This window comes from Rhizobium sp. PAMB 3182 (assembly GCF_052908355.1).
Genome location: NZ_CM128607.1, coordinates 698936 through 722850 on the forward strand (window position 1 = coordinate 698936; position 23915 = coordinate 722850).

Consider the following 23915-nt stretch of genomic DNA (forward strand, 5'->3'; position numbering starts at 1 on the left):
TTGATTGTCTTCGATGGAAGGATTATCAGTCCTTCTTGGCGGTCGGAATGACGCGCAGTGCGAGTTCGCGCAGCTGCTGCGGGCTTGCTTCCGAAGGAGCGCCCATCAGCAGGTCCTGGGCCTGCTGGTTCATCGGGAACAGCGTGATCTCGCGCAGGTTCTTCGCGCCGACGAGCAGCATGACGATGCGGTCGATGCCGAAGGCGGCGCCGCCGTGCGGAGGTGCGCCGTACTGGAAGGCGCGGTACATGCCGCCGAAGCGTTCCTCGACGTCCGCCTTCGACAGGCCGACGATCTCGAATGCCTTGACCATGGTTTCAGGCGACTGGTTACGGATCGAACCGGAAGCGATTTCGAAGCCGTTGCACACCGCGTCGTACTGGTAGGCCTTGATCGTCAGCGGATCCTGGCTCTGCAGCGCGTCCATGCCGCCCTGCGGCATGGAGAACGGGTTGTGCGAGAAGTCGACCTTCTTCTCGTCCTCGTTCCATTCGTAGAACGGGAAGTCGACAATCCAGCAGAGTTCGAAGCGGTCGCGATCGACGAGGTCCAGTTCCTCGCCGGCGCGGGTGCGGGCTTCGCCTGCGAACTTGTAGAACTTCTCCGGAACGCCGGCGACGAAGAAGCAGGCATCGCCGTCATCGAGACCAAGCTGCGTGCGGATCGCGTCGGTGCGCTGCGGGCCGATGTTCTTGGCAAGCGGACCGGCGCCTTCAAGGCTTTCGCCTTCCTTGCGCCAGAAGATGTAGCCGAGGCCCGGCTGGCCCTGGCTCTGGGCCCAGGCGTTCATGCGGTCGCAGAAGGCGCGGCTGCCGCCGGTCTTGGCCGGGATCGCCCAGACTTCGACCTTCGGGTCACGCTCGATCATGCCGGCGAAGACCTTGAAACCGGAACCGGCGAAATGCTCGGTCACGGCCTGCATCTCGATCGGGTTTCTGAGGTCCGGCTTGTCGGTGCCGTACTTGCGGATCGCGACGTCATAGGGAATGCGCGGCCAGTCCTTGGTGACCGGCTTGCCCTCGGCGAAACGCTCGAAGACTTCGGTGATGACCGGCGTCATCGTGTTCCAGACGTCTTCCTGGGTGACGAAGCTCATTTCCAGGTCGAGCTGGTAGAATTCGCCCGGCAGACGGTCGGCGCGCGGGTCTTCGTCGCGGAAGCACGGCGCGATCTGGAAGTAGCGGTCGAAACCGGCGACCATCAGCAGCTGCTTGTACTGCTGCGGGGCCTGCGGCAGCGCGAAGAACTTGCCTTCATGGATTCGGCTCGGCACGAGGAAGTCGCGCGCGCCTTCCGGCGAGGAGGCCGTCAGGATCGGCGTCGTGTATTCGGTGAAGCCGGCCGACGCCATGCGGTTACGCATGTCGGCGACGATCTGCGTGCGCTTGACGATGTTCTTGTGGAGCGTCTCGCGGCGCAGGTCGATGAAGCGGTAGCGCAGCCGGACGTCTTCCGGATAGTCAGGCTCGCCGAAGACCGGCAGCGGCAGTTCCTTGGCCGCCGACAGGACCTCGATTTCCTCGGCATAGAGTTCGATCTCGCCGGTCGGCATGTTCTTGTTGACGGTGTCCTCGGTGCGCGCCTTCACCTTGCCGTCGATGCGGATCACCCACTCGCCACGCACGGTCTCGGCCATCTTGAAGGCCGGGCTGTCCGGATCGGCGACGACCTGGGTCATGCCGTAATGGTCGCGCAAATCGATGAAGAGAACGCCGCCGTGGTCGCGGACGCGGTGCACCCAGCCGGAAAGGCGGGCGGTCGATCCGACATCGCTCTTGCGAAGGGCGGCGCAGGTGTGGCTGCGGTAACGGTGCATCTTGTTCTCTATCCTGCAGTGCTTGGTGAAGCGGCGGCATGCGTGGCACTGACGCGCGACGGCCACCGGCAGACAAATCGCGCGGAAAAGCGCATGCCGGACCGCTTTTGTCAAGGCAAAAGGCGGAAGGCCGGGCTCTGCCCCCTGCTCTTCCCCGGCAGCAAACAATGCCTCCACACGCTCCGCCCCACGCTCTTGCCCAACTGCCGGCCGGAAACCAAACCGGATGATTGACACTCAATATGATTTCATGTAACTAATGGTGAAATTAAATTATTTGAACGCCGAGGAAGTGTCCGTGTCCGAAGTCCGCAAATACAAAAGCCCGCTCCGCGAGGCGCAGGCCAACGAAACGCGCGAAAAGGTGCTGTCGGCGGCGATGGGTCTGCTGGAGGCCAATCCGTATGCCGACTTCTCGATGGACGAGATCGCCCGGGCGGCAGGCGTCGAGAGACGGACAGTCTTCCGCCACTTTGCCAACAAGGAGACGCTGCTCGACGCCCTTTGGGAGTTCATCAACACCAGGCTCGACGCGCAGGCACGCCCCTCCTCGCTCAACGAACTGATAGCCGCGCCGAAGGCGACCTTTCGGGCGTTCGACGAGAACGAGGGAATCATCCGCTCGAGCCTGCATACGCCGGCCGGACGAGCGATGCGGATGCAATCCGTCCCGGCGCGGCGCGAAGCCTTCCACGCCTCTCTGGAGGAACCGCTGAAGACGGCCGATCCGAAAGAGGCCAAGGCGGTCGAGGCGGTCGCACACCTGCTCTACAGCGCCGGCGCCTGGGAAATCCTCAAGGACTATGCGGGCCTGACCGGCGCCGAAGCCGGCGACGTCGCCTCCTGGGCACTCGAAACACTCATTCACCACGCAAGCATGCCAAAGCAGTCTTAACCTCCAAGGAGAAATCAGAATGTCTGCAAGCTTTGTTAGGGCCGAAAACGCCGAAACCCTCTGGGTCGTGCGTGACCAGGTCCGCTTCATGGGCGACGTCGAAGGCCGGGACCTTTCCGTCCTCGAAGTCATGGTGCCGCCGGGTTCCGGCACGCCGCCGCATATGCATGAGTCGGCGGAGATCTTCCGGGTGCTGAAGGGCGAAATCACCTTCGGCCTGTTCGACACCATGCCGCCGCGTCAGATCGTTGCCGGTCCGGGAAGCGTCGTCACCGTGGCCCCGCGCGAGGCCCACAACTACGTCAACAGCTGCGACACTCCGGCGGAAATGCTGGTCGTGCTGGAAAGCTCGATGGCCGCCTTCTTCCGCGACCTCGGAAAGACGGAAGCGCCGGAGCAAGGTCCGCCGACAGCAGCCGAACTGGAAGACGTGATGCGCGCCTGCGACCGGCACGGCATTTCCGTCCTGAGTTGACGCCTCCAGCCAACCTGTCGTCCGGCCATGCACCCCGCGGCCGGACGACAGTCATTTCCGCCGTTTATCGGTGCATTCCAACCTTTGCATTGTCATGGAAGCGGATGGCCGTTTATTGATGGCTATTGGCGCAACGAGGCATCATCCGAGTCGCGCAGCGTTCCGGTAGCCGTCCATGCCACAGATCCGCGCCCTCATCCCTCTTCTCGTCGCCGCCGGCATCCTGATCGGCGGGAACGGCATGCAGGGCACCTACATTCCGCTGCGCGGCGCGTATGAAGGCTTCTCCGTCACCCTGATCGGCATCATCGGCGCCGGCTACTCGCTCGGCTTCGCCATCGGCTGCATCTATGTCACGCGGCTGTTGCGGGCGATCGGACATGTCCGGCTGTTTGCCGCCCTCGCGGCGATCGCCGCCAGCGCCTCGCTGTCGATGGCGCTGCTGATCGATCCGGTCTTCTGGTTCCTGATGCGCTTCCTGACCGGCATCTGCGTCGCCGGCCTGTTCGCGACGGTCGAAAGCTGGATCAACGCCAAGGTCACCAATCACACGCGGGCGCGCACGCTCTCCATCTATCGCTTCGTCGACCTGTTCTCCGTCACGGCCGGTCAGTATCTCATCCCGGTCGCCGGCATCCCCGGCTTTGCCGCCTTCGCGGTGATCTCGATGGCAACGACCCTGTCCCTGGTGCCGATCTCGCTTGCCGACAAGTCGAGCCCGGCCGTTCCGAGCGCCGTCAAGTTCGACGTGCGCACCATCTGGCAGGTCTCGCCGCTCGCCGTCGTCGGCGTCGTGGTCGTCGGTCTCACCATGGCCGCCTTCCGCTATGTCGGGCCCCTCTACGCGTCGAATGTCGGCTTCTCGATCGCCGAGGTCGCGAGCTTCATGAGCGCCGGCATCATCGGCGGCGTGGTGCTGCAATATCCTCTCGGGCATTTTTCCGACCGCATCGACCGGCGCAAAATCCTGCTGGTAACGACCACCGGCGCGCTGATCGCCGGCCTTTATCTCGCCATCGCAGCGGGCAACAACGAGTGGCGCAACATTGCCGGCGTCTTCATCTTCGGCGCCTTCGCCATGCCGCTCTATTCGCTCTGTTCTGCCCATGCGAACGATTTCGCGAAGGACGGGCAGCACGCCTCGATTGCTGCAGGTCTCCTGTTCTTCTGGTCGGTCGGCGCGACAATCGGTCCCTTTCTCGCCTCCGTCATGCTTCAGTTCTTCGGCCCGCACGCATTGTTCTGGTACACGTCCGTCATCCAGGCAGCCTTCATCGGCTACACCATCTACCGGATGTCGGCGCGGGCGGCGATCCCGGCCGGCGAACGGCGCTCGCGTTTCCGCTCACTTTTGCGCACCTCTCTCTACTTCAGCAAGCTCGCCACACCGCCCGCCGAGCGAGACGGCGGTCGCAAAAGCGGGCCAAGCGATTGACATCACGGCCGAAAGCGACAAGGAATAGCCCGTTTCCCGTCTTCAAGAATGTAAGAAGAACATGATCGTTACCACCGCGGACCTTGAGGCCGCCTGCCAGAAGCTTGCTAAATCCGAATTTGTAACAGTCGATACGGAGTTCATCCGGGAGACCACCTTCTGGCCGGAACTCTGCCTCATCCAGATCGCCAACCCATCGATGGAAGTGCTGATCGATCCGCTGGCCAAGGGCATCGACCTGAAACCCTTCTTCGCCCTGATGGCCGATCCCAACGTCGTGAAGGTCTTTCACGCCGCCCGCCAGGATCTCGAAATCATCTACAATCTCGGCGGTCTCATCCCGCACCCGCTGTTCGATACGCAGGTCGCGGCCATGGTCTGCGGCTATGGCGACTCGGTCTCCTACGACCAGTTGGTCGCACGCATCGCCGGTGCGCATATCGACAAGACCTCGCGGTTTACCGACTGGCGGCACCGGCCGCTCTCCGACAAGCAGCTGGACTATGCGATCGCCGACGTCACCTATCTGCGCGACGTCTATCTGGCGCTGAAGGAAAGGCTGGAACGTGACGGACGGACGTCCTGGCTGAAGGAAGAAATGGACATCCTCGAGGCGCCGGAGACCTACGACCTGCATCCGGACGATGCCTGGCAGCGACTGAAGATGCGCGTGAAAAAGCCGCAGCAGCTCGCCGTCCTGCAGAGCGTTGCCGCCTGGCGGGAGCGCGAGGCGCGCAATCGTAACGTGCCGCGCGGTCGGGTGCTGAAGGACGATGCGATCTACGAGATCGCCCAGCAGCAGCCGAAGGATATCGAGGCGCTCGGCAAGCTCCGCTCGATCCCCAAGGGCTGGGAACGGTCGTCGGCCGGCGCGCAGCTGCTCGAAGCCGTCAACCAGGCGCTTGCCCTGCCGAAATCCGAACTGCCGGCCATGCCGCGCCAGCAGCAGTCACCAGAAGGCTCCGGCGCGGCCGTCGAACTGCTCAAGGTGCTGCTGAAGCTGACGGCGGAAAAGCACGGTGTCGCGCCGAAGGTGATCGCCAACAGCGACGACCTCGAAAAGATCGCGACCGACGGCGAGAATGCCGATGCCGCCGCCATGCACGGCTGGCGCAAGGAACTGTTCGGCGACGTGGCGTTGAAGCTGATCAACGGCGAGATCGGACTCCGGTTTGCCGGCAAGAAGGTGGAAGCCGTCGAGCTTTGAGCCCGGACGCCTAGCGGTGGCGCAGCCTGGCGGCTGCGTCTTTCAGTGAGGCTAGGAAATCGGCGACGGCGCGCGGCAGCGGGCCGTGCTGATAGGCTTCCAGCGTCTCGACCGTCCAGCCACCCTCCGGACAGAGTTGGCGCAACAGGTCGCGCCGCTGCTCTTCCTGCTCGGCGGTCAGCGGCAGGTCCGCCACCATTTCCAGATAGTCCAGGTTCTGGTGCATCCGGCGCATAATCCGGAAGGCTTCGAACATGGTGGCAGCGATGCCGGCATCGTCACGCCACGAGCGTCCGCCGAAGACCTCCTGCGTCACACGCTGTCCGGCACCCTTGCAATCGAAGGCGACGCAGCCGGAAAAGCCCTGCTCCTCCAGCATGCTGTGGATCGTGCAGGAATGCCGTGCCGACAGATGCAGGCAGGGCGCGTCGGCGTCCTTGTTGTAGGCGAATTCATCGCCCTTGTCGAAATGGAAGGCGACGCAGCAGAGCGCCGCGCAGCGGCTGCAATCCGCCACGAGCGATACGCTGTCCGATCCGGTCGTCCTATTCGCCATGGCCGACGCTATAGCGTCCCTCACCGCCGACCTCAAGCGCCTCAGGGGTGCATCCGGGCTCCCTTGCAAACCTTGTCGGCGATTTTCCTGTCCGTGTGGAAGGCGATGCCGACGACCCTGGCGTCGTCCGGGCCGTAGGCGGAAAAGACCTCCCGGTTGGCGGTATCGTGGCCGGTCGAAAACATCTCCTCGATATAGAGCGTCGAGGCGATGTCGCGCTCCAGCGTGCGGCGGTGAATCTTCGACAGGGTGTCGCCGTCGGCGGCGAGCACGATGATCGGCTGCACGCTCATCGCATTATAGACATGGCCCTCCGCATCCCGGTAAGCTTCGCCGATGATTTCCGGCTTGGCTGCAGCGACGCCGGTGGCGAGAAAGGCGGTGACGTTGAGCTTCTGCCAGACGGCCAGATCCTCACGCACCACGACAACGAACTTGGTTTCGAACATGCAGGGCAACTCCACGAAAGGCTTTCACAAGATGGGTTCGGCCGGGACCCTATCGGCGAGCGCGCCGGATGGTCTTGAAGGTTCGTGCAGGATCGAGACGGACGAGATCCGCTCTGCACCGGAGGAAAATGGCATCGAGCGGATCGAGGCGCGGTTCCACGGCAACGGCTTTGCGCCGCACCGGCACGACACCTATGCGCTGGGGATCACCGTCAGCGGTGTGCAGACCTTCCGCTATCGTGGCGCATCCCGCTTCTCCATGCCGGGGCAGCTCATCATCTTGCATCCGGACGAGTTGCACGACGGCGGAGCCGGCACCGAAAGCGGCCTGCGCTACCGCATGGTCTACATTCCGCCGGACCGCGTTGCCGATGCCGCGGGTGGGTCGGGCGGCCGCCTGCCCTTCGTGCCGGCGCCGGTGATGGACGACCCGAACCTGCGCTCGAGCCTTGCCGACGTCCTCGACGATATCGACCGGGAAATCGGTGACTTGAGGCTCGATTGCTTTCTGGCGGAGGTTGCAGCCGGGCTTAACCGGCACAGCGACGATCGCCGGCAAGCAGCATCACGCCTCGATGGCCTGGCCTTGTCGGCCTGTCGTGATTTTCTGACCGACAACTGCCGCAGAAACGTCAATTCCGGCGAACTCGAAATGGTCGCCGGCATCGATCGCTTTACACTCGCACGCCAATTCCGCACGGCCTATGGCACCAGCCCGCACCGCTTCCAGGTGCTGCGCCGGCTGGATGTGGCGCGCAGGCTGATGCGCCAGGGGCATGGCCTGGCGGATGCCGCCTTCGACAGCGGCTTCGCGGACCAGGCCCACATGACCCGGCATTTCAAGAAGACATACGGCATGACGCCCGGCCGCTGGCTGGCGCTGCAGTCGGCGTCCTGAGGCTTCAGAGATAGCGGAAAGCGAGCCGCTTGCCGGTCAGTTTGGCCAGCTGCTGCAGGCGCCCGTCGAGCCGTTCGCCGCGGAAATCGTGATATTCCGCCGGAACCACAAATTCGAGGTCGAGGTCCGGATTGTCGGACACGACGAAGCTCAGGTTCCTCACCACGCCCGGCATGGAGGCGGAAAAGAGGTAGACGACTCTCAGCAACCCGCCGACGAGCTTGGCGCGCTCGAGGAAATGCGGCGTGGCGATATCGGCCAGCTGCTTGGAAGCGCCGTCCTCGCGAAGACCTTCAAAGCGGAAATAATTGGTCAGCGCGATGAAGGCGCGGCCCGGATGGGTGATGCCGATGAAGGAGGAATGGGCGATGATGTTGAGCGCCTGCAGTCCGCGATAGTCGGGATGCGCACGCCAGGAAATGTCGGCGAGCAGGCAGGCCGCCTGGCGATACCGGCTTTCTTCCTCCGTCTCGCTGATGCCGAAGAGCGGCATCATTCGGCCGGTCCATTCGGCCAGCTCGCGGGCATGCTCGGGCGAACGGGCGCGCAGGATTGCCAGTTCGTCGGCGGCCGACAGCAACGGGTCGCGCGTCTGGTCGGCCTCGGACAAGAGCGAATAGAGATAGCCTTCGCGCACGCCCTGGGCAGAAAACGAGACAGAGCTCGGCTTCATTTCCTCCAGCACGGCACGCATGGCGATCGCGCCATAGGGCAGCAGGCTTCGGCGGTTGCGCGAGATGCTCGACCACGCCGGGTCCTTGCCGGGATCCTTGGTGTCGATGATCTCGCCGAGGAACTGCATGATCTCCTCGAACGGAACGTCGTAGCCCTGCATCATGTGCAGCGGATAGCCGCGCTTTTCCATGTGCAGCTTGGCGATATTGCGCCAGGTCCCGCCGACTGCATAGAAGGTGCGCCCCTGCCCCTTGGAGAGGAAACCGGCGGTCGCAACCTGCTTGCGGGTAAAGCTTTCCGCCCGTTCGAGCGAGCCCTTCGAATATTCCGACAGGCGCAAGCCGCCGAGCGGCAGCGTGATGCCGTCACTGAAGCTTTGGCCCTTGATGTCGATGAGCTCGAGCGAGCCGCCGCCGAGGTCGCCGGCAATGCCGTCGGGCTCATGGAAGCCGCTGATGACGCCGAGCGCAGAATAGCGCGCCTCTTCGGCGCCGGAGAGGATGATGACCTTCTGGCCGAGGATGTCTTCGGCGGCACGGATGAAGTCCGGGCCGTTGCTTGCCTCGCGCGCGGCAGCCGTCGCCAGCGCATAGATGGTGCGGGCACGCGCCTGGGCCGACAGAATCTTGAAGCGGTGGAGCGCGGCAAGCGCCCGCTCGACGCCCTCCTCGTGCATCTTGCCCGTCGAGGCGATGCCACGGCCAAGGCCGCAGAGCACCTTTTCGTTGAAAAGGATGGCGGGTGCGCGGGAAAGGCCCTCGTAGACAACGAGGCGGATGGAATTCGACCCGATGTCAATCACCGAGACAGGAGCAATACCCGGAAGGCGCCCCTGGGCTTCTGATTCAACCATTAAGTCCCAGTTCTAGTTCTTCTTGCCGGAAATCCATCCGGCAATCAGTTTCGGCGCACTGGACTTCAAGGCTTCCCCCCGGCCCGACAGGCTGGGATTTGTCATGAAATAGTGCTGCGCATTGAACGGCTCCTCGCCCTCGCGCACTTCCATGCGTCTGGACGTCCCGTCGGGCAGTATCTCGTAGCTCTGCTGGTTGTCAATCAGATTGCCCAGCATGATCTGTTGAAGAACCTGCTCATGCACGGTCGGGTTCAGGAGCGGCACCAGCGTCTCGACGCGACGGTCGAGGTTGCGCGGCATCATGTCGGCCGAGCCGATATAGACCAGCGCCTTAGCCGACGGCAGGCCATGGCCGTTGCCAAAGCAGAAGATGCGACTGTGCTCGAGGAAGCGGCCGACGATCGACTTGACGCGGATATTGTCGGAGAGGCCCGCCACCTGCGGGCGCAGGCAGCAGATACCGCGCACCACGAGGTCGATCTCGACGCCGGCATGGCTTGCCCGGTAGAGCGCGTCGATGATGTCGGGGTCGACGAGCGAATTCATCTTCATCCAGATCGCCGCCGGCCGGCCGTTCCTGGCGTTCTCGATCTCCTCGTCGATATGGGTGAGGATGCGCCTGCGCAGCGAATAGGGCGAGACCGCCAGTTTCATCCCCTCCTCCATCTCGCCGTAGCCGGTGATGAAGTTGAAGACGTTGGCCATGTCCTGGGCGATCTTCGGGCTGCAGGTGAAGAAGGACAGATCGGTGTAGATCTTCGCCGTGACCGGGTGGTAGTTGCCGGTGCCGAGATGGCAGTAGGTACGCAGCTTGCCGTCCTCGCGGCGCACGACCATCGACATCTTGGCGTGCGTCTTCAACTCGATGAAGCCGAACACCACCTGCACGCCGGCGCGTTCGAGGTCGCGCGCCCAGCGGATGTTGGCCTCTTCATCGAAGCGCGCCTTCAACTCGACGAGCGCGGTCACGGACTTGCCGGCCTCGGCCGCGTCGATCAGGGCGCGCACGATCGGGCTGTCGTTGGAGGTGCGGTACAGCGTCTGCTTGATCGCCAGCACGTCCGGGTCGCGGGCGGCCTGGAACAGGAACTGGACCACCACGTCGAAGGATTCGTAGGGGTGGTGGACCACCATGTCCTTTTCGCGGATCGCGGCATAGCAGTCGCCGGCATGCTCGCGCACCCGCTCGGGGAAGCGCGGATTGTAGGTCTCGAACTTCAGTTCCTCGCGCGGCGCCTTGACGATCTCGGAGATCGTGTTGAGCGCCAGAAGGCCCGGCAGGACAGCGACGCGATTGTCCGGAACGCCCAGTTCATGGACCACGAAATGGCGCAGCGAGGCCGGCATTTCGGAATCCGTCTCGATGCGGATCACGGAGCCGCGGCGGCGGCGCTTCAGGGCGGTTTCGAAGAACCGCACCAGATCTTCGGCCTCTTCCTCCACTTCGATATCGCTGTCGCGGATGATGCGGAACGTACCGGAGCCCTGCACCTCGTAGCCGGGGAAGAGCTTGTGGATGAACATCGACACCACGTCTTCGAGCGTGATGTAGCGGATGGTCGTGCCGGCATCGGGCAGACGGATGAAGCGGTCAAGCGCCGGCGGCAGGCGCAGGAGCGCCGTCATCGGCTCGCGGCCGGTCTTCGAGACCAGCTGGAGTCCGACCGAGAATCCGAGGTTCGGAATGAAGGGGAAGGGATGCGCCGGGTCGATCGACAGCGGGGTCAAAACCGGGAAGATCGATTCGGCGAACTCATTGCTCAGCCACTGGGCATCCTCGTCCGACAACGCGCCGGGGCGAACGATCAGGATATCCTCCTTCGCCAGCGCCTGCTGCAGGACGGCGAGCGAGGCCTGCTGCTCCATCTGCAGCTTGTCGATCTCTTTCAGGATTTCGTCGAGCTGTTCGGCCGGCGTCTTGCCGTCGGGCGTCCTCATCGACATGCCCTGGCGCACCTGCCCTTCGAGACCAGCGACACGCACCATGAAGAATTCGTCGAGGTTGGCGGCGGATATCGACAGGAAGCGGACGCGCTCCAGAAGCGGATGGGCGGAGTTCAGCGTCTCCTCAAGCACCCGCCGATTGAACTGCAGCCAGGAAAATTCGCGGTTGATGAAGCGTTCGGGACTGGCGATCAGCGTATCGAACGGATCGTCTGCGACCGTTCCTTCCTGTTGTTCCATGTTCTGGTTGTCGGATGCGAACGTGTCCATTTGCCTGCCTTCGTATGATTTCCCGCGAATATAACACGTTAACGACGGTTATGTGACAATCACTCGCCACCCTGCCCGCCGCTCATTTCATCGATGACCTCGCCGGCGAGCGTCCGGGTGATCCGCGTTCCCCTGGCCAGCGCCAGATGGTCGAGGCTCTCGACGATCTTCTGCGCCGCGCGCATGGAGCGTTCCATGCGATTGACGATGTAGAGCACCAGCTTGTCGTCGATCAGAAGCTGCCGGTCGGCAAAGAGCTTGACGATCACCTGCGACAGCAAATCCTCGTCCGGCTCGCCGATCTCGACCACGGTCGCCGCCTTCAGCCGCGAGACGAGGTCCGGCAGCGTCACCGGCCAGGACATCGGCCAGAGGCGCGACGTCATCAAGAGGCTCGTGCCATTCTCGCGAACGGAATTGATGACGTGGAAGAGCATGTCGTCGTCGAAGCCGGCGCGGTCGGCATCCTCGAAGACCACCGGTCCCAGGGCGGCCAGTTCGCTCGCCTTCGCGCCCATTTCGGCCGAGATCGGCACCGCGCCGCTGCGCTCCCGCCAGATGGCGGCGAGGTGCGACTTGCCGGCGCCTTCCGGCCCGGCGAGGATGACGACGGGCGACGGCCAGCGCGGCCATTCATCGATGATGGAGACGGCCGCGCTCAACGGATCGGACACGCGCAGGTCGTCGCGGCCGCGTGCAGCCGCGTGTTCGAAGGCCAGCGGCAGCTGGCCGGTCTCGCGCCTCGGACGGTCGCTCTTCTTCATCTTACGGCTCCAGTTCCTCCGGAGCCGTATCATGTTCGATGAGCTTCATGCCGCCGTGCCCGTGATAAAGATCGCTTTCCAGATAGCGATTGAGGGCGAAGCGGACGAGCACACCGACGGCGGCTGCGGCCGGAACGGCGACCAGCAGGCCGACGAAGCCGAACAACAGACCGAATGCAAACAGCGCGAACATCAGCCAGACGGGGTGCAGGCCGACGCTTTGGCCGACCAGCTTCGGCTGCAGGATGTTGCCCTCAAGGAACTGGCCGGAGAGGAAGATGATCAGCACCAGGGCAACATTGAGGTATTCCGGCCAGAACTGCACGACCGCGACGCCGAAGGCGAGCACCAGGCCGACGGTCGAGCCGATATAGGGAATGAAGCTGATCGCGCCGCTGAAGAGACCGATCAACAAGCCGAAGTTCAAACCCGTCAGCGACAGGCCAATGCCGTAATAGAGGCCAAGGATCAGGCAGAGGGAGCCCTGCCCGCGCACGAAGCCGGCAATCGCATTGTCCATTTCATGGGCGATCAGGCGGACACTGGCGACGTGGTCGCGCGGGATCCAGCTGTCGACCTTGGCAACCATGCGGTCCCAGTCGAGCAGGAGATAGAAGGCGACGACCGGCGTGATGACGAACAGCGAGGCGATGTCGACCAGCGCCTTGCCCGAACTCCAGATCTGCCCGAGCAGCTTGCCGAGAAATCCGGCGCCCTCGGTGATGAAGTTGGAGAAGTTCTCCTTCACCGTCGTCACCTGGTTGGCGATCCAGTCGGGCATCAGCGTGCCGTGCTGGCGGGTGATGAAGTCCTGCAGCTGGTTGATGTAGCCTGGAAGCTTGGAGATGAAGTCGGACAACTGCCCGGCGATGATCGGGATGAGGATGACCAGGGCGATCACGAAGACGACGATGAACATGATGAGGATGACGATCGTCGCCATCATCCGGCTGAGCCCGATCTTCTCGAGCCGGTCGGCGACCGGATCGAGGAAATAGGCGAGCGCCATGCCGGCCACGAAGGGCAGCAGGATCGAATGGAATACGGTGAGGAACACGGCGAGGACCAGCAGGGCACAAAGCCAGAAGACTGCCTGCCGCCTGAGGCTCGCGCTGCTGATGTGTTTGTGTTCCAAGAGCTTCGGTTTCCTCGTGTTGGGCCGGAGTTCGAACCGGTGCGGCTGAAATTGCTGTCCCTAGGAGATAGGATGCGTGTGGGAGACTGGTCAAGTCCGCCCGTCATCGGCGATGGTGCAATCGAAAGCCGGCGTCGCCACCCGGTCCTGCGAGACCCTCAACATCACGCCGCGGCACATGCGGCGGGCCTTGCGCCTGTGCCGAAAACGGCCGGCATTGCGGTGAAAAACCGGGGTTTTCGCCGCCATCCGGCTTGCATCTCGCGCTGACCCGTGCAATTGCCAGCGGCACGAAAAAACCGTTCCGAGCCAGTGGAGAACGATCGATGAGCCAGTCCGGCAAAAACGGCCTTACCTACAGCGACGCAGGCGTCGACATCGATGCCGGCAATCTCATGGTAGAGAAGATCAAGCCCGCTGTGAAGTCGACGCGCCGTCCGGGCGCCGACGGCGAAATCGGCGGCTTCGGCGGCCTGTTCGACCTGAAGGCCGCAGGCTTCACCGATCCGGTGCTGGTCGCCGCCAATGACGGCGTCGGTACCAAGCTCAAGATCGCCATCGACGCCGACCGGCACGACACCGTCGGCATCGACCTCGTCGCCATGTGCGTCAACGACCTCGTCGTCCAGGGCGCGGAACCGCTCTTCTTCCTCGACTATTTCGCCACCGGAAAGCTCGACGCCGACCAAGGCGCGGCGATCGTCGGCGGCATTGCCGCCGGCTGCCTGGAAGCCGGTTGCGCGCTGATCGGCGGCGAGACGGCGGAAATGCCGGGCATGTATTCCTCCGGGGACTACGACCTCGCGGGCTTCGCCGTCGGTGCGGCCGAGCGCGGCCAGCTGCTGCCGTCGGGCAATATCGAGGCGGGCGACGTCATTCTCGGCCTCGCCTCCTCCGGCGTCCACTCCAACGGTTTCTCGCTGGTGCGCAAGATCGTCGAACTCTCCGGCTTGTCCTGGGATGCGCCCGCACCGTTCGCCGAAGGCAAGACGCTCGGCGAGGCGCTTCTGACCCCGACCCGCATCTATGTGAAGCCGCTCCTGAAAGTGATCCGCGACACCGGCGCGATCAAGGCGCTGGCCCACATCACCGGCGGCGGCTTCCCGGAAAACATTCCGCGCGTTCTGCCGAAGACGCTGGCCGCAGAGATCGACCTGGCGTCGATTGCCGTTCCGCCAGTCTTCTCCTGGCTTTCGGCGCAGGGCGGTGTCGCCGCCAGCGAAATGCTGCGCACCTTCAACTGCGGCGTCGGCATGATCGTCGTCGTCCCTGCCGACCAGGCTGACGCCGTCAGTGCGGCGCTCGGCGAAGCCGGCGAGACGGTCTTCCCGCTCGGCCGCATGGTCGAGCGCAGCGAAGGCGCGCCCGGCACGGTCTACAAGGGCACGCTCGCCCTATGAGTTCGGCGAAGAAGCGCGTCGTCATCTTCATCTCGGGCTCCGGCTCGAACATGGTGGCGCTTGCCAAAGCCGCGCAGGCACCGGGCTTCCCCGCGGAGGTCGTCGCCGTCGTCTCCGACAAGGCAGACGCCGGCGGGCTCGCCAAGGCGGAAGCGCTCGGCATTGCCACGCATGTGTTCATGCGCAAGGACTACGACAGCAAGACCGCCCACGAAGCGGCCGTTCTCGCCTGCCTCGCCGACATCAACCCGGACCTGATCTGCCTTGCCGGCTACATGCGCCTGCTGTCGGCCGAATTCATCCGTCCCTATGACGGGCGCATCCTCAACATCCACCCCTCGCTGCTGCCGCTTTTCCCGGGTCTTCACACCCATCAGCGGGCGCTCGACGCCGGCATGAAGCTTGCCGGCTGCACCGTGCATGTCGTGACCGAGGGGATGGACGAAGGTCCGGTCATCGCCCAGGGCGTCGTGCCGATCCTTGCAGGCGACACCGCCGACGACCTCGCCCACCGCGTGCTTGCCGTCGAGCACCAGATCTACGCCCGCGCACTGGCCAAAGTCGCCGGCGGCGCAATCGAGGCAACCGACGGCGCAGACTTCCTTATTTCCGTCTGATCCCTGCCGCATTGCGGGGCCATCATGGAACAATCCTGATCGTGAAGCGCTTCCCTTAAGCAGGGTTCATGCCCTGCCACCAGGAAACGAAAGGAGGATTGCCATGAAATATGAGCTTCCCACATTCTTCGACGAACATAACGAAGGCGCCGAAATCCGGGCCGTCAAGGACAAGCTGACCGAAACCCGTGTCGCCGGTACGCTCGCCACCACCGAAGGCGTTCATGCCGAAGCGCTTGAGGTCGAGGTTCACGACGACACCGCTCGCCTCAGCGGCACCGTTCCGCAGGAGCGCGAGATCGAGGTTGCCACCAATGCCGCCGCTTCGGTGGAAGGCGTCGAACGCGTCGATACGCGCATCACCGTGGCGAAGGGCGAAAAGCTCTGAGGCCACAGACATGCCCCGCCGAGGAGACGGAGACGGCGGCAACCTGAAGACGAATGACACGCGATTGGCTTCGCCCATCAGCACGACTCGTGGTTTAGTGAACGGACCTAACCGTCCGCCCTGACATCATCGAAAAGCAGGTTGCCATGTCGCTGTCAGACCGCGTCTTTCGCCCGTTCGAGACGCTCGTCCGCCCCCTGGATGTGCCGTTCAGCCCCCTGCCCGCAGATGGGCCGCTTGCGCTTCTCATGCATTTCGCACGCATGTGCCGCGGTGCCTTGATCGCGATCCTTGTGCTGAGCATGGCGACGGAGGCCTGCAATCTCGCCGTCATCTGGGGCATTTCGCGACTGGTGGACGGTGTGACGACACAAGGTGCGGCCGCTTTTGTCGAGAGCCACATGTCGGCGATCGTCGCTTTCGGCGTCCTGTTCTTCCCGGTGATGCCGCTGCTTGCCTTCCTGTGCAACACGCTGGGCTCACAGGTCATTGCCGTCAGCCTGCCCGTCCTCATGCAATGGCATGGCCACAAGGCGGTCGAGCGCCAGGACCTCGCCTTCTTCCACGACCTGTTTGCCGGACAGGTCGCGACGCGCATCGCCCAGGTCGCCTCGGCCATCAAGCAGCAACTGGCGGTGGCGGCATGGGTCCTGCCGAACTTCATCGTGCAGGTGACCGGCTCGCTGATCCTGATTGCGGCCATATCCTGGCCGCTCGCCATTCCGGTGCTCGTCTGGGCGGTCGCAAACCTCTTCGTCGCCCGCAAGGCGGTGCCGCTGTTTTCCGATCTCGCCCGCCGCACGGCGAAGACGCGCAGCCGCGTGGTCGGGACGATGGCGGATCTCTATTCCAACATCCAGACGGTCAAGCTGTTCTCGGCAGAAGACAGCGAGGCGGGTGCAATCCGCAAGGCGCTCGGCAAATCGCTTGCCGCCCAGCACACAGAACGTCGTGTCATGCTGACGGCGGACATCGCCATCATCACCCTGAACGTGCTCCTGCTGCTTTCTACCTGTATCGTCGGCATTTGGGGGATGACGGCGTCCTTCGTCACGCTTGGGGACTTCGTTGCGTCGATCACCATCGCCCAGCGGCTGTCATCCAATGCCCGGGCCTTCCTCAACATGGGCCAGCAGATCTTCGAGGCGATCGGCACGATCCGCGACGCGATGCCGGTAATGACCACGCCGCCGACGATCCGGGATGCCTCAGGCGCGGGCCGCCTGGAGGTCAAGCATGGCGAAATCCGCTTCGAGGCCATTCGCTTCGAATACCAGAAGGACCAGCGCGTCATCCGGGACCTGTCGCTGACGGTGAAGGCCGGTGAGAAGATCGGCATCGTCGGCCTGTCGGGCGCCGGCAAGACGACGCTCGTCAGCCTGCTCCTGCGCTTCTTCGACCTGGAGGGTGGACGTGTCCTGATCGACGGACAGGATATCACCCGCGTCACCCAGGCGAGCCTGCGCGAAGCGATCGGCGTCATCACCCAGGACGTGTCGCTGCTGCACCGCTCGGTCGGCGACAACATTCTCTATGGCCGACCCGGCGCCTCCCGCCAGGAGGTGGAGAATGCCGCACGCCTGGCGCAGGCCGATACATTCATCCCCGGACTGAAGGATAGCGAAGGCCGCAGTGGCTACGACGCCTATGTCGGCGACCGGGGCATCAAGCTGTCCGGCGGCCAGCGGCAGCGGGTGGCGATCGCCCGCGTGCTGCTCAAGGATGCGCCGATACTCGTGCTCGACGAGGCGACCTCGGCGCTCGACAGCGAGGCGGAAGCAGCGATCCAGCAGAACCTCGACCTCCTGATGGAGAACAAGACGGTGATCGCCATCGCCCACCGCCTCTCGACGATTTCGCAGATGGACAGGATCGTCGTCCTCGACAAGGGTCGCATCGTCGAGGAAGGACGGCCCGACGAATTACTGGCGATGGGTGGTCTCTACGCCCGTCTCTGGAACCGCCAGACCGGCGGCTACATTCCCGACAAGGAAGAGGCTCTCTGACGACCGGCCGGATCAGCCGGGGACGGGAATTCTGCCGGCCTTCAGCGCGTCGCGGTTGAGCATCGCCCATTGCAGCAGCATGACCGTCTTGCCGTCGACGATCTCGCCGCGGCCGATCATGGCGTAGGCTTCCTCCAGCGGCAGTTCCACGAGTTCCAGATCTTCGTTCTCATGGTCGAGGCCGCCGCCGTCCGCGACCTTCATCGACGGATCGACAAAGGCGGCAAAGAACTGGATGCGCTCCATATAGGCGCCCGGAGACATGTAGACCTCGAAGAGCGGCACGACGTCGTCGATCTGATAGCCGGTCTCCTCGAGAATCTCGCGGCGTATGCCGTCGGCAGGATCGCCCTCCTCCAGATTGCCGGCCGGCGCTTCCAAAAGAAAATGCGGCAGCTTCTGCAGATAGGCCGGCAGACGGAACTGGCGGACAAACGTGATGGTCTCGCTTTCGCGGTTGAACAGAAGCACCGCCACGGCCCGGCCGCGATCGTAGATTTCCCAGGTGATGCGTGAGGTGTCGCCATCCGAGCTGGTGTAGTCGAAGGTGACCTCGCTCAAACGGCTCCAGCCCTGCCAGATCGTCCTGTCCTCGACGATCTGGATTTTCGTCCTGTCAAACTTGCTCATGCGAATTCCGGTTGTTCGACTGTCACCTTTTCCAGCCAGACGCGGTTGTCATGGATGGCCGCGCCGCCATAGGGGGCGACGCAGTCGGCGCCGGTCAGCACGTTGATGCCCTCCCCGTCGATATGGGCGCTGTTGGCCCAGAGCCCCTCGGCGATCAGCGTGCCGCGCTTCATCTCGTCGGTCACCTTGGCATGGATGCGCAGCGTGCCGCGATTGTTGCCAATGCGCACGATCGCGCCGTCTTCCACGCCGAGGCGGGCGGCGTCTTCCGGATGGATCATCAGTTCCGGCCTGCCCTCCTTCTGCCGCGACGTCTTCGTCTCGGCGAAGGTGGAGTTCAGGAAGTTGCGGGCGGGCGACGTGGCAAGGCGGAAAGGATGCGTCTCGTCCACTTCCTCGATCAGTTCGACATGATCCGGGAACATCGGCAGCCGATCGACGGCGCCGAGCACGCCGACCGATTCCGGCGGGCGGTTGGGCGCGGGCGTGCCGGTCCAGTCGGGCCGGAAGCGGAACTTGCCGCCCGGATGGGCGAAGCCGTTCAGATAATGGGCGTCCTCGAAGGCCGGCTGGCGGTCGAACCATTTCTCCTCGGCAAGCGTATCGAAGTCCGGCAGGTTGGATGCCGTGAGCATGGCGGCGATATGCTCGCGCTCGCTCATGCCGAAGCCCGGACAGTCTGCGACGCCGAGGCGCTTTGCCAGTTCCTCGATGACGAACAGATTGGTGCGCACGGTTGCCGGCGGCTCCGTCACCTTCGGGCCGATCAGGATGTGGCTCTGGCCGCCGCCGCGGTAGATGTCGTCATGTTCGAGGAACATGGTGGCGGGCAGGACGATGTCGGCGAGTTCGGCGGTATCCGTCATGAACTGCTCGTGGACGGCGACGAACAGGTCGTCGCGCAGGAAGCCCTGCTTCACCAACCGCTGCTCGGGCGCGATATTCACCGGATTGGTGTTCTGGATCAGCATCGCCGTCACCGGACCGCGATGACGCAGCGCCTCGGCATCGCCGGTCAGCACCCGGCCGACCTGCGACTGGTCGAGCATGCGGATATCGGGGTCGACCATCGCCGTGCCTTTGACGATCGCCGTGTTGAGCTTGAAGATGTCCGAATTCGAATGGAACGCGCCGCCGCCCTCGTGCTGCCAGGAACCGAGAACCGTGGCGATCGACAGCGCCGCGTGCATGGCGACCGCGCCGTTGCGCTGGCGGGTGAAGCCGTAGCCGAGGCGGAAATAGGTCTTCGGCGTCGTGCCGACGAGCCTGGCGAAGGTCTCGATCTCGTCCACAGTGAGACCGGTGATGCCGGCAGCCCATTCCGGCGTGCGCGTCTTCAGATGCGCCTCGAGGCCGGCCGGATCGTCTGCGAAGCGGGCCATGTAATCGCGGTCGGCATAGCCGTCGCGGAAGGCAATGTGCATGACGGCGCAGGCGAGTGCGGCGTCGGTGCCGGGCCTGAGGATGAGCTTCAGGTCCGCCTGCTTCATGGTCGGATTGTCGTAGATGTCGATGGCGACGATCCTGGCGCCGCGCTCCTTGCGGGCGCGGATCGCGTGCGTCATGACGTTGACCTGTGTGGCAACGGCATTCGTGCCCCAGATGACCACGCAATCAGACTTGGCCATCTCGCGCGGGTCCGGACCGCGCAAGGTGCCGGTGCCCATCGTGTAGCCGGTCCAGGCCATATTGGTGCAGATCGTGCCGAAGAAGCCGGAATAGCGCTTGGCGTGGCGCAGGCGCTCGATCGAGTCGCGCTGAACGAGACCCATGGTGCCTGCATAGAAATAGGGCCAGACCGCCTCGGAGCCGTGCTTTGCCTCCGCCTTGACGAAGGCCTCGGCGATCTCGTCGAGTGCTGCTTCCCAGGAAACCTCCTGCCAGCGCCCCTCACCTTTCGCACCGGTGCGCCGCTTCGGCGCCATCAGCCGGTCCGGGTGATAGAGGCGCTCGGCATAGCGGGCGACCTTGGCACAGATGACGCCGGCCGTGTAGCTGTTGTCGGCAGAACCGCGGACGCGGCCGACCTTGCCATCGGCGTCAAGCTCGACGTCAAGCGCGCAGGTGGATGGACAGTCGTGCGGACAGGCCGTATGACCGGTGGAGGATTGCGGGCGAATGGGTGCGGCAATGTTCATACGTCTCTTATAGAGGAGAGACCGGACGCCCCAAAGTCGGAAATGTCCGCATTCCAAGAAATCATCGGAGCGATCACGTCAGCGAATGAACTACCGCCACATCTACCATGCCGGCAATTTCGCCGATGTCCTGAAGCACGCCATCCTCGCCCGCATCGTCCGTTACATGCAGGCGAAGGACAAGGCCTTCCGGCTGATCGACACCCATGCCGGCATCGGGCTCTACGATCTCACCTCCGAGGAGGCGCAGAAGACCGGCGAATGGCGCGACGGCATCGGCCGGTTGATCGACGCGGATCTGCCGCCGAAGGTGGCGGAAATCCTCGAACCCTACCTCTCCGCCGTTCAGAGCCTGAATCCGGAAGGCGGCGTAACCCATTATCCGGGCTCGCCAAAATTGGCCCGGATGCTGTTCCGTCCGCAGGACCGCCTGTCGGCGATGGAGCTGCATCCGACGGACGCCGCAGTCCTGAAATATGTTTTCGAGGGCGACTATCAGGTCCGCGTGACCGAGCTCGACGGCTGGCTGGCGCTCGGCGCGCACCTGCCGCCGAAGGAAAAGCGCGGCGTCGTCCTGGTCGACCCGCCCTTCGAGGAAGAAGGCGAATACGACCGCCTCGTCGACGGACTTTCCAGAGCCTACAAGCGCTTTCCCGGCGGCACCTACTGCCTCTGGTATCCGATCAAGCAGGGCGCGCCGATCAAGGAATTTCACCAGGCGCTGCGCGACACCGGCATCCAGAAGATGCTCTGTGCCGAACTGACGGTCAAAAGCGACCGCGACTCGACCGGGCTCACCGGCTCCGGCCTCATCATCGTCAATCCGCCGTTCACGCTGAAGGACGAGTTGCACACGCTGCTGCCCTTCCTCAAGGAAACACTGGCGCAGGACCGCTTCGCCTCCGGCAAGGCTCACTGGATCCGCGGCGAAGGCGAGGAAGGCTGAGCGATGCGACGCTATGCCGGTTTCCTCCTGCTTGCGCTGTTCATCGCAGCCGGTGGAGCGGCCGGCCTGATGCGTGGCGGCGATGACCGCGAGACCGCCGTCAAACCTGCCCCTACGTCAACAACAGAGGTCGCCAAGACCGATACGCCGGCGCCCGCCGTTCCGATCGGCTCGGGCTTCGATTTCTACGTCCTCTCACTCTCCTGGTCGCCGACCTTCTGCTCCGGGCCATCCGCCGGAAATGCCGGCCAGCAATGTGGTGCGGGAAAGTCCTACGGCTTCATCGTGCATGGTCTTTGGCCGCAATATGAGCGGGGCTATCCCGACTCGTGCTCGTCGGCTGAGGCCGGGCGCATTCCCGATGCACTCGTCCGTGAACTCGGCCCGATCATGCCGTCGGCGGGGCTGATGCGTCATGAATGGGAGAAGCACGGCACCTGTTCCGGGCTTTCGCGGGACGATTATTTCGACGTCCTGAAGACCGCGCGCCAGAGAATTATGGTGCCGAAGCTGCTGGACCGGCCGCGCCAGCGCCAGACGCTCGCCGTCAACGAGATCGAGCGGCAGATGATCGCCGCCAATCCCGGTCTCAAGCCGCAAGGCGTCGCCGTCACCTGCGAGCGCGGGCAGCTTGACGAAATCCGGATTTGCCTTACCAAAGACCTCAAATTCCGGACTTGCCCGGAGGTCGACCGGCAGTCCTGCCGCGCCGGCCAGATCAACGTTCCGCCGGTGCGCTGAACCGGATACCTCAAGGGAGACCCCATGAAGCTTCTCTATTCCTCCACATCGCCCTATTCCGCCAAGGTGCACATGGCGATCCGCTATCTCGGCATCGATTTCGACGCCGTGAAGGTGAACACGACGGCCGCGCCTGTCGAACTCGTCGAGCAGAACCCGCTCGGCAAGATCCCGACGATCGTCACCGCCGATGGCGACGCCGTCTACGACAGCCGGGCGATCATGCAGTTCCTCGATCAGGAATATGGTCGCAAGCTCTACCCGCACAAGAAGAAGAAGCGCGCCGAGGCGCTGGTGCTGGAAGCGCTGTGCGACGGGATCACCGATTGCCTCGTCACCAGCATCTACGAACGACGGTTCCGGCCGGAGGAGAAGGTGCACGAGCCGTGGCTGGAATGGCAGTGGTCGAAGGTCGAGCGCGGGCTGGACTATCTCGACAAGAACCTGCCGAAGACGCCGAAGACCCTGCATGGCGGCCATTTCGCGCTGGCCGCACTGGTCGGCTACCTGCAGCTTCGTTTCGAAGGCCGCTGGGAAGAAGGTCGCGAAAACCTGGCTGCGTGGCCGGTCAAGTTCGAGAAGCGCTTCCCGGAATTCCCTGCCCTGAAATCGCAGGGATGACTGTCAGGACGACGCAAAAAAGCCGGGGCAGAGCCCCGGCTTTTCCGTCTTAGATTTCTCGAAGAAAAATCAGAACTTGACGCCGATACCGACCTTGACGGAGTGCTCGTCGAAGCCGCGGGAGAACGAGCTGCCGCCGACATCGTAGTCACGGTCGAAGTAGTTGGTGTAGTCGTATTCGACGCGGGCCGTGATGTTGTTGGTCACGAAGGCTTCCGCACCGACGCCGACGGTCGCGCCGTACTGGACCTTGCTGTCGGAATCGCCGTTACCCGAAATCTTGGTGTCGGCCATCGCGAGACCACCCGTACCGTAGATCAGGAAGGGGTTCAGGTCGTAACCGACGCGGCCCTTGATGGCGCCGTTCCAGCCGGTCTTGCCCTTGAAGCCGGAAGCGACATCGCCTTCGACGCCGGAGTATCCGATATCGCCTTCAAGACCGTAGACCATCTTGCCGGCCTGCCAGTTGTAGCCGCCGTAGAAGCCACCACCGAAACCATCGCCATTCAGGCTGCTGCTATCACCGAAGCGAGCCCAGTTATAGTCGCCTTCACCACCGAGGTAGAAACCCTGCCAGGTGGGCGTCACCGGAACGACGTCGTTTGCAACCGGCGGCGGAGCCGGCGGTGCTTCGATCGCATCCGCTGCCTGGGCCTGAGCGATCCCCGCGATGAGCGCGGTGGAGGTGAGAAGAGTAATCAACACAGTACGCATATTCTATTTCCTTTCGGATTGATGCCGACTGCCTCATGGGCAACCCGGCGAAATTCAGTTTCCCCCGCCAGGACAAGTGAGAATTTGGATCGCGAATGAGGAATTGCCAGAGCCGAAATGTGAAATATTTGCGGCACAAAGATGGTGTATTTACGGTGTTGCTTTTACGCAACGGAAATTTTACATATCTTAACATAGATTAATCACAGGCGCCTCTGTTTAATATTTGTTTAATACATAAATATACTGAAAGTAAAAATCGAAATTAAATCTGAACGACACTTGCCACACTCTTTATCATCCGGCGCGAACGCCTATATCATGGCATCGAGACTCTGA

Annotated in this window: 22 protein-coding genes; 12 read left to right on the top strand and 10 right to left on the bottom strand. The window is 63.4% G+C overall.

Features of this window, described 5'->3' with window-relative positions:
* Positions 1-25 precede the first annotated feature (25 nt).
* Positions 26-1816 (bottom strand): aspartate--tRNA ligase, encoded by a 1791-nt coding sequence (gene aspS / locus ACU5AZ_RS03540; RefSeq protein WP_446824658.1) that lies wholly within the window; start codon positions 1814-1816, stop codon positions 26-28.
* A 298-nt stretch (positions 1817-2114) separates the two neighbouring features.
* On the opposite strand from aspS, the gene ACU5AZ_RS03545 reads away from it, so the two are divergent.
* The 4 genes from ACU5AZ_RS03545 to rnd all read left to right on the top strand — a co-directional run bounded on the left by ACU5AZ_RS03545 (position 2115) and on the right by rnd (position 5828).
* A complete protein-coding gene (locus tag ACU5AZ_RS03545; RefSeq protein WP_446824659.1) occupies positions 2115-2711 on the top strand; it encodes a TetR/AcrR family transcriptional regulator in 597 nt (198 codons plus the stop codon).
* Between the two features lie 19 nt (positions 2712-2730).
* Positions 2731-3186 (top strand): cupin domain-containing protein, encoded by a 456-nt coding sequence (locus ACU5AZ_RS03550; protein ID WP_446824660.1) that lies wholly within the window; start codon positions 2731-2733, stop codon positions 3184-3186.
* A gap of 175 nt (positions 3187-3361) precedes the next feature.
* Positions 3362-4621, top strand: coding sequence for an MFS transporter (locus ACU5AZ_RS03555; protein ID WP_446824661.1), 1260 nt, complete (start codon positions 3362-3364; stop codon positions 4619-4621).
* Positions 4622-4682: 61 nt separating this feature from the next.
* Positions 4683-5828, top strand: coding sequence for a ribonuclease D (gene rnd, locus ACU5AZ_RS03560; RefSeq protein ID WP_446824662.1), 1146 nt, complete (start codon positions 4683-4685; stop codon positions 5826-5828).
* 10 nt (positions 5829-5838) lie between these two features.
* Here rnd and ACU5AZ_RS03565 read toward each other — a convergent pair whose 3' ends face one another.
* A complete protein-coding gene (locus ACU5AZ_RS03565) occupies positions 5839-6384 on the bottom strand; it encodes a hypothetical protein (protein WP_446824663.1) in 546 nt (181 codons plus the stop codon).
* 41 nt (positions 6385-6425) lie between these two features.
* The gene (locus ACU5AZ_RS03570; RefSeq protein ID WP_446824664.1) at positions 6426-6833 is read right to left on the bottom strand and encodes a DUF2000 family protein; all 408 of its coding nucleotides are present in this window, start codon (positions 6831-6833) and stop codon (positions 6426-6428) included.
* On the opposite strand from ACU5AZ_RS03570, the gene ACU5AZ_RS03575 reads away from it, so the two are divergent.
* The gene (locus ACU5AZ_RS03575) at positions 6832-7731 is read left to right on the top strand and encodes an AraC family transcriptional regulator (RefSeq protein ID WP_446824665.1); all 900 of its coding nucleotides are present in this window, start codon (positions 6832-6834) and stop codon (positions 7729-7731) included. The genes ACU5AZ_RS03570 and ACU5AZ_RS03575 overlap by 2 nt on opposite strands.
* A 4-nt stretch (positions 7732-7735) precedes the next feature.
* Here ACU5AZ_RS03575 and ppx read toward each other — a convergent pair whose 3' ends face one another.
* From ppx to ACU5AZ_RS03595, 4 genes are read right to left on the bottom strand one after another with little or no spacing between them, the layout of a single operon-like run.
* Positions 7736-9259: an exopolyphosphatase gene (gene ppx, locus ACU5AZ_RS03580; RefSeq protein WP_446824666.1), complete on the bottom strand. Its 1524-nt coding sequence runs from the start codon at positions 9257-9259 to the stop codon at positions 7736-7738.
* Between the two features lie 12 nt (positions 9260-9271).
* On the bottom strand, positions 9272-11476 hold the full coding sequence (locus tag ACU5AZ_RS03585; RefSeq protein WP_446824667.1) for an RNA degradosome polyphosphate kinase: 2205 nt from the start codon (positions 11474-11476) through the stop codon (positions 9272-9274).
* A gap of 59 nt (positions 11477-11535) precedes the next feature.
* The gene (gene hdaA, locus ACU5AZ_RS03590; RefSeq protein WP_446824668.1) at positions 11536-12240 is read right to left on the bottom strand and encodes a DnaA regulatory inactivator HdaA; all 705 of its coding nucleotides are present in this window, start codon (positions 12238-12240) and stop codon (positions 11536-11538) included.
* 1 nt (position 12241) lies between these two features.
* Positions 12242-13375, bottom strand: a complete 1134-nt coding sequence (locus ACU5AZ_RS03595) for an AI-2E family transporter (RefSeq protein WP_446824669.1) — start codon at positions 13373-13375, stop codon at positions 12242-12244.
* 326 nt (positions 13376-13701) lie between these two features.
* Between ACU5AZ_RS03595 and purM the strand changes: the two genes are divergently transcribed.
* From purM to ACU5AZ_RS03615, 4 genes are all read left to right on the top strand, one after another.
* Positions 13702-14775 (top strand): phosphoribosylformylglycinamidine cyclo-ligase, encoded by a 1074-nt coding sequence (gene purM, locus ACU5AZ_RS03600; protein ID WP_446824670.1) that lies wholly within the window; start codon positions 13702-13704, stop codon positions 14773-14775.
* Positions 14772-15392, top strand: a complete 621-nt coding sequence (purN, locus tag ACU5AZ_RS03605; RefSeq protein ID WP_446824671.1) for a phosphoribosylglycinamide formyltransferase — start codon at positions 14772-14774, stop codon at positions 15390-15392. The genes purM and purN overlap by 4 nt, the downstream gene beginning before the upstream one ends.
* A gap of 103 nt (positions 15393-15495) precedes the next feature.
* Positions 15496-15780 carry a BON domain-containing protein gene (locus ACU5AZ_RS03610; protein ID WP_446824672.1) on the top strand — a complete coding sequence of 95 codons (285 nt, stop codon included), beginning with the start codon at positions 15496-15498 and terminating at the stop codon, positions 15778-15780.
* Positions 15781-15926: 146 nt separating this feature from the next.
* A complete protein-coding gene (locus ACU5AZ_RS03615) occupies positions 15927-17786 on the top strand; it encodes an ABC transporter ATP-binding protein (RefSeq protein WP_446824673.1) in 1860 nt (619 codons plus the stop codon).
* 12 nt (positions 17787-17798) lie between these two features.
* Here ACU5AZ_RS03615 and ACU5AZ_RS03620 read toward each other — a convergent pair whose 3' ends face one another.
* A complete protein-coding gene (locus ACU5AZ_RS03620; RefSeq protein WP_446824674.1) occupies positions 17799-18416 on the bottom strand; it encodes an NUDIX domain-containing protein in 618 nt (205 codons plus the stop codon).
* Positions 18413-20554 (bottom strand): molybdopterin oxidoreductase family protein, encoded by a 2142-nt coding sequence (locus ACU5AZ_RS03625; protein ID WP_446824675.1) that lies wholly within the window; start codon positions 20552-20554, stop codon positions 18413-18415. The genes ACU5AZ_RS03620 and ACU5AZ_RS03625 overlap by 4 nt, the downstream gene beginning before the upstream one ends.
* A gap of 85 nt (positions 20555-20639) precedes the next feature.
* On the opposite strand from ACU5AZ_RS03625, the gene ACU5AZ_RS03630 reads away from it, so the two are divergent.
* From ACU5AZ_RS03630 to ACU5AZ_RS03640, 3 genes are read left to right on the top strand one after another with little or no spacing between them, the layout of a single operon-like run.
* Complete coding sequence (locus ACU5AZ_RS03630) at positions 20640-21500, top strand: 23S rRNA (adenine(2030)-N(6))-methyltransferase RlmJ (protein WP_446824676.1); 861 nt, start codon at positions 20640-20642, stop codon at positions 21498-21500.
* A gap of 3 nt (positions 21501-21503) precedes the next feature.
* Complete coding sequence (locus tag ACU5AZ_RS03635) at positions 21504-22241, top strand: ribonuclease T2 family protein (RefSeq protein WP_446824677.1); 738 nt, start codon at positions 21504-21506, stop codon at positions 22239-22241.
* Between the two features lie 24 nt (positions 22242-22265).
* Positions 22266-22862: a glutathione S-transferase gene (locus ACU5AZ_RS03640; RefSeq protein ID WP_446824678.1), complete on the top strand. Its 597-nt coding sequence runs from the start codon at positions 22266-22268 to the stop codon at positions 22860-22862.
* Between the two features lie 69 nt (positions 22863-22931).
* Here the strand turns inward: ACU5AZ_RS03640 and ACU5AZ_RS03645 are convergent, their stop codons facing one another.
* Positions 22932-23576 carry an outer membrane protein gene (locus ACU5AZ_RS03645; protein WP_446824679.1) on the bottom strand — a complete coding sequence of 215 codons (645 nt, stop codon included), beginning with the start codon at positions 23574-23576 and terminating at the stop codon, positions 22932-22934.
* Between the last annotated feature and the right edge of the window lie 339 nt (positions 23577-23915).

Bases quoted from the DNA above. Each gene is read 5' to 3' on its own strand.
- aspS (WP_446824658.1), bottom strand. From the start codon at position 1,816: ATGCACCGTTACCGCAGCCACACCTGCGCCGCCCTTCGCAAGAGCGAT.
- ACU5AZ_RS03645 (WP_446824679.1), bottom strand. From the start codon at position 23,576: ATGCGTACTGTGTTGATTACTCTTCTCACCTCCACCGCGCTCATCGCG.
- ACU5AZ_RS03575 (WP_446824665.1), top strand. From the start codon at position 6,832: ATGCAGGGCAACTCCACGAAAGGCTTTCACAAGATGGGTTCGGCCGGG.
- purN (WP_446824671.1), top strand. From the start codon at position 14,772: ATGAGTTCGGCGAAGAAGCGCGTCGTCATCTTCATCTCGGGCTCCGGC.
- purM (WP_446824670.1), top strand. From the start codon at position 13,702: ATGAGCCAGTCCGGCAAAAACGGCCTTACCTACAGCGACGCAGGCGTC.
- ACU5AZ_RS03640 (WP_446824678.1), top strand. From the start codon at position 22,266: ATGAAGCTTCTCTATTCCTCCACATCGCCCTATTCCGCCAAGGTGCAC.
- ppx (WP_446824666.1), bottom strand. From the start codon at position 9,259: ATGGTTGAATCAGAAGCCCAGGGGCGCCTTCCGGGTATTGCTCCTGTC.
- ACU5AZ_RS03610 (WP_446824672.1), top strand. From the start codon at position 15,496: ATGAAATATGAGCTTCCCACATTCTTCGACGAACATAACGAAGGCGCC.
- rnd (WP_446824662.1), top strand. From the start codon at position 4,683: ATGATCGTTACCACCGCGGACCTTGAGGCCGCCTGCCAGAAGCTTGCT.
- ACU5AZ_RS03550 (WP_446824660.1), top strand. From the start codon at position 2,731: ATGTCTGCAAGCTTTGTTAGGGCCGAAAACGCCGAAACCCTCTGGGTC.
- ACU5AZ_RS03570 (WP_446824664.1), bottom strand. From the start codon at position 6,833: ATGTTCGAAACCAAGTTCGTTGTCGTGGTGCGTGAGGATCTGGCCGTC.
- ACU5AZ_RS03620 (WP_446824674.1), bottom strand. From the start codon at position 18,416: ATGAGCAAGTTTGACAGGACGAAAATCCAGATCGTCGAGGACAGGACG.
- ACU5AZ_RS03635 (WP_446824677.1), top strand. From the start codon at position 21,504: ATGCGACGCTATGCCGGTTTCCTCCTGCTTGCGCTGTTCATCGCAGCC.
- hdaA (WP_446824668.1), bottom strand. From the start codon at position 12,240: ATGAAGAAGAGCGACCGTCCGAGGCGCGAGACCGGCCAGCTGCCGCTG.
- ACU5AZ_RS03615 (WP_446824673.1), top strand. From the start codon at position 15,927: ATGTCGCTGTCAGACCGCGTCTTTCGCCCGTTCGAGACGCTCGTCCGC.
- ACU5AZ_RS03565 (WP_446824663.1), bottom strand. From the start codon at position 6,384: ATGGCGAATAGGACGACCGGATCGGACAGCGTATCGCTCGTGGCGGAT.
- ACU5AZ_RS03630 (WP_446824676.1), top strand. From the start codon at position 20,640: ATGAACTACCGCCACATCTACCATGCCGGCAATTTCGCCGATGTCCTG.
- ACU5AZ_RS03555 (WP_446824661.1), top strand. From the start codon at position 3,362: ATGCCACAGATCCGCGCCCTCATCCCTCTTCTCGTCGCCGCCGGCATC.
- ACU5AZ_RS03585 (WP_446824667.1), bottom strand. From the start codon at position 11,476: ATGGACACGTTCGCATCCGACAACCAGAACATGGAACAACAGGAAGGA.
- ACU5AZ_RS03625 (WP_446824675.1), bottom strand. From the start codon at position 20,554: ATGAACATTGCCGCACCCATTCGCCCGCAATCCTCCACCGGTCATACG.